The following is an 11920-nucleotide window of genomic DNA, read 5'->3' on the forward strand; positions in this document are numbered from 1 at the left end:
GCATCTCGTTCAAACCTTTTCAGTCAAAGTGCTCAGCATAGACGAGCAAGTTGCTTGACCGTCAACGCGACAAAACCCGGAAAACTGCTCAAGCGGGAACTGCGCCTGCGCTACGCCGCAAGCTGAGCCTTACAGCGTCTCGTGGTGGCCCGTGCTGCCGCGCTTCCAGTAGGCCGAGGCGCGCACGCGTGATTTGTCCAGGCCGTGCCCGCCCACCAGGGCCTGGCGCACGGCGGCGATGCTGGCGGCCTCGCCGGCCGCCCAGGCGAAGCCTTCGCCGGCGGGCAGCGTGAGCGCGGCCACTTCACGCGCCAGCGCGTCGGTGGTCCCGGCCTTCACCCAGCGAACATCCACCGACGCGCGGCCCGTGAAGGCGCGGCGGTCGGCCTCGTCCGCCGTCTCGGCCACCACGATGGCGCGCACGCCCTCGGGCAGTTCCTCCAGCCGCCGCGCGATGGCGGGCAAGGCGGTTTCGTCGCCCACCAGCAGGTGCCAGGCAAAGCCCGTGGGCACCACGAAGGAGCCGCGCGGCCCGCCGATGCCCACCTCGTCGCCCACCTGCGCGCGCGCCGCCCATTCGCTGGCCGCGCCCTCGCCGTGCAGCAGGAACTCGATGTCGAGCCAGCCGTCGGCGGTGTCGTAGGCGCGCGGGGTGTAGTCGCGCATCACCGGGCGCTCGGCGCCCTCGGGCCACACCAGGCCGTCGGCACCCGTCTCGGGCAGCACCAGCGGCGCCCCGGCGCGCGCGGGCAGCATGAGCTTGAGGTGATCGTCGAAGGACGCGCTGATGAAATCGCGCAGATCGTCGCCCGCGAAGCGCAGGCGCAGGAAGTTGGCGCCCAGGCGCTGGATGCCCTGCACCCGCACGCGGCGCCGCTTGAGGGCGTGGCGCACGCGCTCCACGCTCAGATGGGAAGAAGTGTCACTGTTCATGGTCTTGATTTTGGTTGACAATAACAACCATCATTCCCCAAACTGGTTGACCACATCAACCATGTGGACATCATGCCCCGCCCCACGAACACCGAGGTGATGGACCGGCTGCACGCCGTCATGCACGGCCTGCGCCGCCACCTGCAACAGGCCCTGCGCGACGACGCCGACGGCCTGGGCCCCATGGAGGCCCGCTGCCTGAACTACTTCGCCCACCACGACGGCCACACGCAGAGCGACCTGGTGCAGCACGCCGGGCGCGACAAAGCGCAGATCGCCCGCCTGGTGAAGAGCCTGCACGAGCGCGGCCTGCTGCTGAGCCGGCCCGACCCGGCCGACGGCCGCGTGCTGCGCGTGAGCCCCACGCCCGCCGGCCTGGCCCTGCACCGCCGCCTGCAACAGCACCGCGCGCGCTTCGAGAAGACCCTGACCGCCGGCCTCAGCGCGCAGGAACGCGCCACCCTGCTCGCCCTGCTGGACCGCCTGGAGGGCAACCTGCCCGGTGGATGAGCCGCGCTCAGCCCTGCGCCAGCGCCCAGGCCACGTGCTCGCGCACCAGTTCGCTCGGGTCGTCGGCGCGGGCTTGCAGCGCCTGCCGCACCGCCCCGTCCCCCGTCGCCCGCAGCGCATTGCCCAGGCCCACCGCCAGGTTGCGCAGCCAGCGCTCATGCCCGATGCGGCGGATCGCGCTGCCCTCGGTGCGGCGCAAGAACTCCACTTCGCTCCACGCGAAGAGCTCGACCAGCGTGGCGCCGCTCATGCCCTGGCGCGCATCGAAGTCGGGCAAGGTGGCGCGCTGCGCGAACTTGTTCCAGGGGCACACCAGCTGGCAATCGTCACAACCGTAGATGCGGTTGGCCATCGCCGGGCGCAGCTCCACGGGGATGGGCCCCGCGTGTTCGATGGTGAGGTAACTGATGCAACGCCGTGCGTCCACGCGCTGCGGGCCGGTGATGGCCTGCGTGGGGCACACGTCGATGCAGGCGCTGCAACTGCCGCAGTGGTCGGAAACGGGCGCCGAGGGCGGCAGCGCCAGGTCCACGTAGATCTCGCCGAGGAAGAACATCGAGCCCGCCTCGCGGTGCAGCGTCAGCGTGTGCTTGCCGCGCCAGCCGATGCCGCTGCGCGAGGCCAGTTCCACCTCCAGCACCGGGGCCGAATCGGTGAACACCCGGTGGCCGAAGGGGCCGATGGCCTCGGCGATGCGATCGGACAGCTGCTGCAGGCGCGCGCGCAGCACCTTGTGGTAGTCCCGCCCCCGCGCGTAGACCGAGACGATCGCCTCGCCAGGCCGCTGCAGGCGGGCCCATTCCTGGTCCACCCAATCGGCCGGTGTGTCGCGCGGCAGGTAGTCCATGCGCGCGGTGATCACGCTCAGCGTGCCCGGCACCAGCTCGGCGGGACGCGCGCGTTTGAGGCCGTGCGCGGCCATATAGGCCATGTCACCGTGGCATCCAGCCGACAACCAGGCCATCAATCCCGGTTCAGCGGCCCGCAGATCCACCCCGGCCACCCCGATTTGGGAGAATCCCAACTGTCGTCCCCAAGCACGCAACTGCGAGACGAATTGAGCAGCATCCAACACAGCCTTCATGGGGCGCCGATGGTAGCAACGGCCCCCGCCACCTGGCAGGGCCGCTGGGCCCACGAAGCCGACACGCAGGCCTTCGCCCAGCGACTGGCCCTGTGCCCCGCCGTCGCCCACGCCACCATTGCCCTGCATGGCGACCTCGGCGCCGGCAAGACCACCTTCGTGCGCCACCTGCTGCGCGCGCTCGGCGTCAGCGGGCGCATCAAGAGCCCCACCTACGCCGTGGTGGAGCCGCACACAGCCATCGACTGCCCCGTGATGCCCGAGGGCGAGCCCCTGTCCATCTGGCACTTCGACTTCTACCGCTTCAGCGACCCGCGCGAGTGGGAAGAGGCAGGGTTTCGGGAACTGTTCGCCAGCGCGGGCCTCAAGCTGGTCGAGTGGCCCGAACGCGCCGCGGGATTTCTGCCCCCCATCGACCTGGACCTGCACATCGACCCCGACCCGATGAACACCGACCCCGAGCACGACGACGCGCGCCTGGTGCGCGCCGAGGCAAGAACCCCCGCCGGCCGACACTTGCTGGCCTGCATCGCATGACCGGACCGGACGACCGCTCCACCCTCCCCCGCCGCACGCTGCTGCAGGCCGGCACGCTGGTGCTGCTGCTCGGCAAGGCCCACATCGCGCGTGGCGCCAGCGTGGTGGCCGTGCGCATGTGGCCTGCCGAGGACTACACCCGCGTCACCATCGAAAGCGACGCGCTGCTCAAGACCAACTCCTTCATGGTGAAGGACCCGCCGCGCCTGGCGGTGGACATCGAAGGCGTGGACCTGCTGCCCGGCCTGCGCGAACTGGTGGGCCAGCTCAAGTCCGACGACCCCAACATCGCCGGCCTGCGCGTCGCGCAGAACGCGCCCAACGTCGTGCGCCTCGTCATCGACCTCAAGCACGACATCAAGCCGCAGATCTTCAACCTGCAGCCCGTGGCCGCCTACCAGCACCGCCTGGTGTTCGACCTGTACCCCGCCGCCCCGCCCGACCCGCTGCTGCAGATGGTGGCCCAGCGCACCCAGGCCGACGCCGCCGCCAGCGAACGCGCCGCGCGCCTGCTGGGCCTGGAGACCGAAGGCCTGGCCCGCACCCAGCCGCACGACCCGCTGGGCGACCTCATTGAACGCAGCCAGCGCGGCACCGCACCACCCCCCGAAACACCGGCCGACACACCCTCCGCCCCGCCGAACGAACCCTCGGCCGTGGCCAAGGCCCCGCTGCCGCCCGGCCCCAGCAAACAGCGCCCCGGTGGCGGTGGCGCCGTCGGCAAGTCCAAGCCCACCGAACGCCTCATCGTCGTCGCGCTTGACCCCGGGCACGGCGGCGAAGACCCTGGCGCCATCGGACCCAAGGGCACACAAGAAAAGCAGGTGGTGCTGCAGATCGCGCGCAAGCTGCGCGACCGCATCAACGCCACCACCGTCAAAGGCAACCCCATGCGCGCCTTCATGACACGCGACGCCGACTTCTTCGTGCCCCTGCAAACCCGCGTGGCCAAGGCCCAGCGCGTGCGCGCCGACCTCTTCATCAGCATCCACGCCGATGCCTTCTACAACGCCCGGCCCCAGGGCGCCAGCGTCTACGCCCTCAGCACGCGCGGCGCCAGCTCCGCCGCGGCGCGCTGGATAGCCGACAAGGAAAACAAGGCCGACCTGGTGGGCGGCCTCAATGTGCGCGCGCAGAACGCCACCATCCAGCGCGCCCTGCTCGACATGAGCACCACCGCCCAGATCAACGACAGCCGCAAGATCGCCACCAACCTGCTGGGCGAAGTGGGCCGCCTGGGCAAGCTGCACAAGCCCCGCGTGGAGCACGCCAACTTCGCCGTGCTGCGCGCGCCCGACATCCCCAGCGTGCTGGTGGAAACCGCCTTCATCAGCAACCCCGACGAAGAACGCCGCCTGCGCGACCCGAAGTACCAGGACGATCTGGCCGACGCGCTGATGCGCGGCATCGTGAAGTACTTCGAGGCCAACCCGCCGCTGGCGCGCAACCGGCCGATCTGAGTGCCGTTTCTTCCACCGTGGCGACCCGGATCATCGAGGTGCTGGTGAAACCCAACGCGCGGGTGAGCGAGTTGGTGGAGAACGGGGATGGGACGTGGACAGCCCGCTTGAAATCACCACCGGTGGATGGGAAGGCGAATGAGGAATTGATCGGGCTTGTCGCCAAACGCTTCGGATGCGCCAAGGCGGGGGTGGGAATCAAGACCGGAGCGTCGGGGCGAAGGAAGCGCTTGGTGATTGAGGGGGGCTGAGGAAATGCAGAGGCCTTCATTGCGGCCCCGAAGACCACCCCTGAGCTTCGCGGTCAGGTCCTGGCACGGGGCTTGACGTTGTGGATGGTCTCGCCGCGTGCCAGCATCTCCACCAGTTGCGCAATGCGCTTGGCGCGCGTCTGCGCCTTCACAGCCGTCTGTATGCGCCACAGCACTGCGTAGCGATTGGCCGCGTTGATCGTTGCAAAGAAGGCCTGGGCCTTCGGCTCGGCTTGCAGCGCAGCCAACAGGTCGTCGGGCACCTTGGACGTGCGCGCTCCGTCATAAGCCTGCGCCCAGCGTCCATCGGTCTTGGCGGCGTCGATCTGCGCGTAGCCCGGCGCCTGCATGCGGCCCGCCTCGATGAGCGCCGCGGCCTTGTCGACGTTGATCTTCGACCACTTGCTGCGCGCGCGCCGAGGCGTGAAGCGCTGCAGAAAGTGCTGTTCGTCGAGGCCCTGCTTCTGGCCGTCGATCCATCCCCAGCAGAGCGCAATTTCCACCGCCTCTGCGTAAGTGACGCTGGGTTCATTGGCACCCCGCTTGGCGAGCTTGAGCCAAATGCCGTCGGAGGTGGCGTGATGCTTCTTCAGCCAGGTCTCGAAAGCCTTGGCGGACTTGAACAGGATCGCAGAGGAGTCGGGTGGGATGAAAGGCGTGGCGGCAGGCATCGCATGGAGTGTGCGGCAAGAAAAGCAGCGTGGCGCGCTGCGTGAGGGCGGGAGCCATGACGCATCGTCGCGGCTTGCAAAACCCGGCCTGAGAGCTCGTCCGCGACGATGACCGCGCCCTTGGGATCGAGCGGGTTCCATCGAACCGCGTGCCCAGCAAGGCCTGAAGGGCCTGGATCTGGTCGCCGGCGCGGGCGCGCATGTCGGGCACGGCCGACGCGTGCGCGATCAACTCGGCCAGTGCGGGTGTTGATCGTCGATCCGGAAGGCGTGAGCGTGGTGGGTGCCATCGTCATGATCGTGTTCGATCACCTCGGGATCGTCGGCGGGCCACACCCTCCAGGCCACGCACAGCGCCAGCAGGACCGCGGAGGCCAGCACCGCGAAGGTGGTGCGCATGCCCCAATGGGCACCGGCCCAGCCTGCCAGGGGATAGAACAAGAGCCAGCACGCGTGCGAGAGCGCAAACTGCGCCGCGAACAATGCTGGCCGGTCAGTGGGGTGCGCGGATCGACGCAAGAGCCGGCCCGAGGGTGTCTGCGCGGTCGCATACGCGGCCCCGACCAGGAACCAGAGCAGCAGCAACGGCGGATAGCTCGTGAGCCACATGCCCGTCGCCATCAAGCCGCAGAGCATGGCAATGCCACCCAGCATGACCGGCCTGTCTGGCCAGCGCTCCAGCAATCGAGGCAGGCCCAGCGCGGCGACCATGGACCCCGCGCCAAAGCTGGCCAAGGCCAGCGCCAGCGCGTTCTGCGGCAAGCCCCACTGCGCCTGAACCAGCACCACGGTGTTGACGAAGACCATGGCGCCGGCGGCCGCGACACCGAAGCTGATGGCCAGCAGCCCACGAAGGCGGGGTGTCGCCAGGTAGATGCGCAGGCCGCGCGTCGTGCGCTCGTGCAAGCTGCGCCGCTCGACCGGCTCCGGGCCGGGCAAGGTCACCGAGACCACCAGCAGCGCGGATGCCAGAAACCCCAGCACCGTGCCCCCGAACAAGGCGTGAAAGGACATCACGCCCAGCAATGCCGCCGCCAACATGGGGCTCAGCAGGCTCTCCAGGTCATAGGCCAGGCGCGACAGGGAGAGTGCCTTGGTGTATTCCTGCTCGTCCGGCAATACGTCCGGGATCGTGGCCTGGAAGGTCGGGGTGAAGGCGGCCGACGCCGCCTGCAACAGAAAGATGAGCGCGTAGATCTGCCAGATCTGGGTCACGAAAGGCAGGCTCAATGCCACCGCCGCCCGCAGCAAATCGAGTGAGACGAGCACCCGGCGGCGCGGCAGGCGCTGCGCCATGGCGGTGGCGATCGGTGCGATGCCCACATACGCCACCATCTTGATGGCCAGCGCGGTGCCCAGCACCAGGCCGGCGTCCTGGCCCGCCAGCTCGAAAGCGAGCAGGCTGAGCGCCACCGTGGCCAGGCCCGTACCGATCAACGCAATGGCCTGCGCCCCGAAGAGGTGCCGGTAGGTGCGATGGCGCAGGACGCTCAGCATGGCTCAGAGGTAGCGGGTGATCTGCTTGAACTCGTCCAGCGTCGCCGCGGACGCAGCCGAGCCTCTGGCACCGGAAATCGCGTGCTCCAGGCAGTGGTCGATGTGGTCCTGCACCAGCGTCTTCTTGGCCTGCGAGATCGCCTTCTCGACAGCCTGCAGCTGCTGGGCGATGTCCAGACAGTCGCGACCGTGTTCGATCATGTCGATCACGCTTTGGAGGTGGCCGTGCGCACGGCGCAACCGTTTGATCAGCGCCGGGTGGGTTTCGTGTCGGTGGGGGTGTGACATGCGCTGACTATATCCTCCCCCCCAGGTTAAGATGTCGCTCGTGATCAACATCCCGCCCCCATGAACCCACGGTCTCCCAACCGGTCTGTGTGCCCCACCCGTCTGGGCCGGGCCGTGCGCGTGTGGGTGATGATGGCCATGCTGGTCGGCACCTTGATCTCCTCACTGGGCGTCATGAACACCCATGCGCTGGCAGTGCTCGATGCGCTCGGGGCCGCCGACATGGCGCGCGATAGCGACCACGACCACGAGCACGATCACGGCCGTTCCCACGACAACGGCGGGTTGGCCAACGGCGACGAGACGGCGCACACGCACCTCGGCTCCGACCACACGCACGACAAGGCCCACGCCTTGCCGGGCTTGCCCAAGTGGTCGGGCACAGACACGCCCGACTGGACGCGGCGCGCCGTGGCCTGGTCGGATCGCTTGCTGGTGCACCGCCTGGAACGCCCGCCAAAGCCCGCCTGATGCTGTCGCCTCCCACATCGCCTGCCCGCGTTTGAATCCGCCCGCGGCAGGCGGCCATCCGTTGTCTCATTCAGGGGTTTTCATGACCGGCTTTTTCATGCCGAGGTCGGCGCTTGTCCAACGGGCATTGCGCTGGCCTGTGGCTCTCTGGCTACCCATTGCGGTGGTCGCCCTCGCGCTCATGGGCGCCAGCGATGCGCTGGCCCACGGCGTCACCCAGGGTGACAAGGGCTACATACAGGAAATCTCCGGCGTCAAGCTGCTGCCCTTCATCTACCTGGGCGCCAAGCACATGATGACCGGCTATGACCACATCCTGTTCCTGTTCGGCGTCATCTTCTTCCTGTACCGTTTGAAGGACATCGGTCTCTACGTGAGCCTGTTCGCCATCGGCCACTCCACCACCATGATCCTCGGCGTGTACTTCAACGTCGGGATCAATGCCTTCCTGATCGACGCGATCATTGGCTTCTCGGTGGTCTACAAGGCACTGGACAACCTGGGCGCCTTGCGGCGCTGGTTCGGCGTGCAGCCCGACACCCGGGTGGCCACGCTGGTGTTCGGCCTGTTCCACGGCTTCGGCCTGGCCACCAAGATCCTCGACTACGAGATCTCCCGGGACGGCCTCGTGCCCAACCTGCTCGCGTTCAACGTGGGCGTGGAACTGGGCCAGCTGCTGGCGCTGGCGCTCATCCTGATCGGCATGAGCTACTGGCGGCGCACCGCCGGCTTCGCTCGCCACGCCTACACCGCCAACGTCGCGATGATGTGCGCCGGCTTCGTGCTGGTGGGCATGCAACTGGCGGGCTACGTCGTCTTCCACGCCTGACACCCATTCCCCGAACACCATGTACAACAACCCCATTCCCACCACTGCCGAGCTGCCATCCTCCCGGCAGTTGCTGCGCTCCACCGTGACTGCCGCCATCGTGGCGGCGGTTCTGCTGGTCACGGTCGTCTTTCCCGCCGAATACGGCAAGGACTGGACCGGTGTCGGTCGCTTGCTCGGACTCACCGAGATGGGCGAGATCAAGACCGCACTGGCCCGCGAGGCCGCGGAGGAAGCGGCCGCCGCGGCACAACAGCGCGAGGACGACCACGCGCAGCAGCACGCCAGCGGACAGGCACACGGCCATGCAGAGACCGCAAGCACGCCGACGCCCGCAGCAGCCGCGCAGCCCCTGCCGACCCCTGCGCCCGCCGCCAGCGCCTCGGCCCCGAGCGCCTGGCGCGACGAGCTGAGCCTGGTGCTCAAGCCCGGCGAAGGCACAGAGATCAAGCTGGTCATGAAGGAAGGCGAGAAGGCTTACTTCGCCTGGGCGGTAGAGGGCGGAGTGGTCAACTACGACACCCACGGCGACGGCGGTGCTCGCTCGATCAGCTATGTCAAAGGCCGGGGTGTCGCGGCGGACGAGGGCGAGCTGGTGGCCGCGTTCACCGGCAACCACGGCTGGTTCTGGCGCAACCGGGGCAAGGAGGACGTCACGCTCGTCCTGCGCACGCGGGGCGACTACAGCCAGCTCAAGCGGGCCAAGTAGCGCAGACGGCCTGGGGCCTCGCCAAGGCCCTTGACGCGGTCCGGGCCGGGTCAAGTGTCTGCCGGGGTCGCAATCCGGAGTCCGGAAACAGCGAGACATCGGGCCAACCGGGGATCAGACTGCAGCCTCTTTCAACCACTGGAATGCAAGTCATGAAGAGTCTGCTGAACAAGGTCGCCATCGTCACGGGCGCCAGTTCCGGCATTGGGCGTGCAACGGCCCTTTTGTTTGCCCACGAGGGTGCGCGCGTTGTCGTGTCCGCGCGTCGCGCCACGGAGCTTGATGCGCTGGTCGATGAAATCGAACGCGCAGGCGGGCACGCGAGATCCGTGGCAGGAGACATCTGCGATGAAGCGCTCGCGCAACGGCTGGTCGACATGGCCGTCACGGACTTTGGAGGCCTTGACATCGCTGTGAACAACGCGGGCACGCTGGGTACCTCGCGCAAGGTGTCTGCCATGGGGCTGGATGAGTGGCGTGAGGTGATGGACACCAACCTCACCAGCGCATTCCTGGGCGCCAAGCACCAGGTGCCCGCGATGATCGAGCGAGGTGGCGGGTCGTTGATCTTTACCTCGTCGTTCGTGGGGCACTCCGTGGGCATGCCCGAGATGTCGGCCTATGCCGCCAGCAAAGCGGGGCAGATCGGCCTTGTGAAGGCACTGGCGGCCGAGTTGGGAAGCAAGGGCATCCGGGCCAACGCCCTGTTGCCTGGCGGCACCGACACGCCGGCCAGCATCACCAATGCCCCAGGGGCCACCCCGCAGGTTCTGGCTTTCGTGGAGGGCTTGCACGCACTCAAGCGCATGGCAACACCGCGCGAGATTGCGCAGGCCTTCCTGTTCCTGGCATCCAGCGCATCGAGCTTCGTCACGGGCACCGCATTTCTCGTGGACGGCGGCGTGTCCATCAACAGAACCTGAGGCGGCGCGCCGTCGGCTACTGCGCCGTCGGCGTCACCCGCCACACCGTGTTCGAGAGGTCGTCCGCGACGATGACCGCGCCCTTGGGATCGAGCGTCACGCCCACGGGCCGCCCCATCGTTTTTCCGTCCGCCTGGAAGCCGGCGACGAAGTCCACCGGCGCGCCGTTGGGCTTGCCGCCCGAGAACGGCACGAAGATGACCTTGTAGCCCACCGGCTGCTTGCGGTTCCAGCTGCCGTGCAGGCCGATGAAGGCGCCCTCGGCAAATGGCGCCGGCAGGCTGGCCTGCGAGAACGCCAGGCCCAGCGGCGCGGAATGCGACTGCAGCGCGTAGTCCGGCTTCACGGTGGACTGCACTTTCTCGTCGTCGCCGGGCTGGATGCGCGGGTCCACGTTCGGGCCCCAATAGGCATAGGGCCAGCCGTAGAACGCGCCTTCGCGCACGGAGGTCAGGTAGTCCGGCACCAGGTCCGGGCCCAGTTCGTCGCGCTCGTTGACCACGGTCCACAACTGCCGCGTGCCGGGCTCGAAGGCCAGTGCCGTGGGGTTGCGCAGGCCGGTGGCGAAGGGCCGCACGGCGCCGGTGGTGGCGTCCACCTGCCACACGAGTGCGCGGTTTTCTTCGACGGCCATGCCGCGCTCGCCGATGTTGCTGTTGGAGCCGATGCCCACGTAGAGGAAACGGCCTTCGGCGTCGACGGTGAGCGCCTTGGTCCAGTGGTGGTTCACGGCCGAGGGCAGCGGCGCGACGGTGGTGGGCGCGGCAGCGGCCTGGGTCTGGCCGTCGGTGTAATCGAAGCGCACCAGCGCGTCCTGGTTGGCCACATAGATCTTGCCGCCCGCGAAGGCCAGGCCGTAGGGGGCGTCGAGGTTCTCGGCGTAGACCCAGCGGCCTTCGTAGGTGCCGTCGCCGTCGGCGTCTCGCAGCAGCGTGAGCCGGTTGCCGCCCTTGACGGCCGTGTTGCCCCGGGCCTTGAGGAAGCCGGCGATGAAGTCCTTGGGCGTGAGCTTGGGCGCACCACCGCCCCGGCCTTCGGCGACGAGGATGTCGCCATTGGGCAGCACCAGCGTCTGGCGCGGGATCTTCAGGTCGGTGGCGATGGCCTTGATGGTCCAGCCGGTCGGCACGGTGGGCAGGCGGGCGCCCCAGCCCGCGGGCTCGGCGATGCCCATGTCAGGCAGCAGGCCACGCTGGGGCGCGGGCAGTTCGGGGTTGGCGCCATGCTGGCCAGGGCCGGGCGTGGTTTGCGCAACCAAGCCCGGCGCGGTCATCAGCGCGACCACGGCGCCCCCGGTGATGAGCAGAGCGGCCTTCACGCAATGGCCCTCCGGCGCCAGCCCGCCAGCCCCATGCCTGCCGCCACGGCGGCCAGCACCAGCACCAGGGCCGACAAGACCAGGCCGGTGGGCATGGTGGCCGCGGCGTCGCGCGCATGCACCAGCGCGTTGATGAAGCCCAGCACGAAGGTGGCCAGCAAGAGCAGCAAATGGACCCAGCCACCGCGTCGTCGCGGCCCGCCCACCAGGGCCCCCAGCAGCGCCAGGCCGGTGAGCACCAGGGCGCCGGCGATGAGCCAGGACGAGAAGTTGATCCACTGGGTCTGGAAGCTGCGGCTGTAGGCCCAGTCGCTGAGGAGCGCCCCGAGGAACAGCGGCAAGGCAGAGGTGGAGATGACGGCGTGCATGCGGGGCGATGGCAATCGTGGTGCCCGGCGCCAGGGCATCACGGCGGTTTGCACAGGATGTAAAACTTGCA

General features: G+C 68.5%; 15 protein-coding genes. 8 read left to right on the forward strand and 7 right to left on the reverse strand.

Annotated elements, in window-relative coordinates; genetic code table 11:
• Positions 1-129 precede the first annotated feature (129 nt).
• Complete coding sequence (locus BN948_RS12575; protein ID WP_009515341.1) at positions 130-933, reverse strand: siderophore-interacting protein; 804 nt, start codon at positions 931-933, stop codon at positions 130-132.
• A gap of 72 nt (positions 934-1005) precedes the next feature.
• Here BN948_RS12575 and BN948_RS12580 point away from each other — a divergent pair, with 72 nt between their 5' ends.
• Entirely contained in the window at positions 1006-1443 is a 438-nt protein-coding gene (locus BN948_RS12580; RefSeq protein WP_009515340.1) for a MarR family winged helix-turn-helix transcriptional regulator, read from the forward strand.
• Between the two features lie 7 nt (positions 1444-1450).
• On the opposite strand, the gene queG is transcribed toward BN948_RS12580, so the two are convergent.
• The gene (queG, locus tag BN948_RS12585; RefSeq protein WP_050980561.1) at positions 1451-2527 is read right to left on the reverse strand and encodes a tRNA epoxyqueuosine(34) reductase QueG; all 1077 of its coding nucleotides are present in this window, start codon (positions 2525-2527) and stop codon (positions 1451-1453) included.
• Positions 2528-2536: 9 nt separating this feature from the next.
• Between queG and tsaE the strand changes: the two genes are divergently transcribed.
• Genes tsaE through BN948_RS27565 form a run of 3 tightly spaced genes read left to right on the forward strand, consistent with a single transcriptional unit; the run spans position 2537 to position 4775 of the window.
• Positions 2537-3064: a tRNA (adenosine(37)-N6)-threonylcarbamoyltransferase complex ATPase subunit type 1 TsaE gene (tsaE, locus tag BN948_RS12590; RefSeq protein ID WP_009515338.1), complete on the forward strand. Its 528-nt coding sequence runs from the start codon at positions 2537-2539 to the stop codon at positions 3062-3064.
• A complete protein-coding gene (locus BN948_RS12595; RefSeq protein WP_009515337.1) occupies positions 3061-4524 on the forward strand; it encodes an N-acetylmuramoyl-L-alanine amidase in 1464 nt (487 codons plus the stop codon). The genes tsaE and BN948_RS12595 overlap by 4 nt, the downstream gene beginning before the upstream one ends.
• 38 nt (positions 4525-4562) lie before the next feature.
• Positions 4563-4775, forward strand: coding sequence for a DUF167 domain-containing protein (locus BN948_RS27565; protein ID WP_369692110.1), 213 nt, complete (start codon positions 4563-4565; stop codon positions 4773-4775).
• A gap of 53 nt (positions 4776-4828) precedes the next feature.
• Here the strand turns inward: BN948_RS27565 and BN948_RS12600 are convergent, their stop codons facing one another.
• The 3 genes from BN948_RS12600 to BN948_RS12610 form a co-directional block, all read right to left on the reverse strand.
• The gene (locus BN948_RS12600; RefSeq protein WP_009515336.1) at positions 4829-5446 is read right to left on the reverse strand and encodes a YdeI/OmpD-associated family protein; all 618 of its coding nucleotides are present in this window, start codon (positions 5444-5446) and stop codon (positions 4829-4831) included.
• 228 nt (positions 5447-5674) lie between these two features.
• A complete protein-coding gene (locus tag BN948_RS12605) occupies positions 5675-6943 on the reverse strand; it encodes an MFS transporter (RefSeq protein ID WP_009515335.1) in 1269 nt (422 codons plus the stop codon).
• A gap of 3 nt (positions 6944-6946) precedes the next feature.
• Positions 6947-7231 carry a metal-sensing transcriptional repressor gene (locus tag BN948_RS12610; RefSeq protein WP_035621937.1) on the reverse strand — a complete coding sequence of 95 codons (285 nt, stop codon included), beginning with the start codon at positions 7229-7231 and terminating at the stop codon, positions 6947-6949.
• A 60-nt stretch (positions 7232-7291) separates the two neighbouring features.
• Between BN948_RS12610 and BN948_RS12615 the strand changes: the two genes are divergently transcribed.
• The 4 genes from BN948_RS12615 to BN948_RS12630 all read left to right on the forward strand — a co-directional run bounded on the left by BN948_RS12615 (position 7292) and on the right by BN948_RS12630 (position 10163).
• Positions 7292-7702, forward strand: a complete 411-nt coding sequence (locus tag BN948_RS12615; protein ID WP_009515333.1) for a hypothetical protein — start codon at positions 7292-7294, stop codon at positions 7700-7702.
• Positions 7703-7799: 97 nt separating this feature from the next.
• Entirely contained in the window at positions 7800-8531 is a 732-nt protein-coding gene (locus tag BN948_RS12620) for a HupE/UreJ family protein (RefSeq protein WP_081921946.1), read from the forward strand.
• A gap of 19 nt (positions 8532-8550) precedes the next feature.
• On the forward strand, positions 8551-9240 hold the full coding sequence (locus BN948_RS12625; RefSeq protein ID WP_009515331.1) for a hypothetical protein: 690 nt from the start codon (positions 8551-8553) through the stop codon (positions 9238-9240).
• 152 nt (positions 9241-9392) lie between these two features.
• Positions 9393-10163: an SDR family oxidoreductase gene (locus tag BN948_RS12630; protein WP_009515330.1), complete on the forward strand. Its 771-nt coding sequence runs from the start codon at positions 9393-9395 to the stop codon at positions 10161-10163.
• Positions 10164-10179: 16 nt separating this feature from the next.
• Here BN948_RS12630 and BN948_RS12635 read toward each other — a convergent pair whose 3' ends face one another.
• The gene (locus tag BN948_RS12635; protein WP_009515329.1) at positions 10180-11481 is read right to left on the reverse strand and encodes a PQQ-dependent sugar dehydrogenase; all 1302 of its coding nucleotides are present in this window, start codon (positions 11479-11481) and stop codon (positions 10180-10182) included.
• Positions 11478-11849 carry a hypothetical protein gene (locus BN948_RS27030; protein WP_009515328.1) on the reverse strand — a complete coding sequence of 124 codons (372 nt, stop codon included), beginning with the start codon at positions 11847-11849 and terminating at the stop codon, positions 11478-11480. The genes BN948_RS12635 and BN948_RS27030 overlap by 4 nt, the downstream gene beginning before the upstream one ends.
• Positions 11850-11920: the final 71 nt, after the last annotated feature.

This window comes from Hydrogenophaga intermedia, assembly GCF_000723405.1.
In the GTDB taxonomy this organism is placed as follows: Bacteria; Pseudomonadota; Gammaproteobacteria; order Burkholderiales; family Burkholderiaceae_C; genus Hydrogenophaga; species Hydrogenophaga intermedia.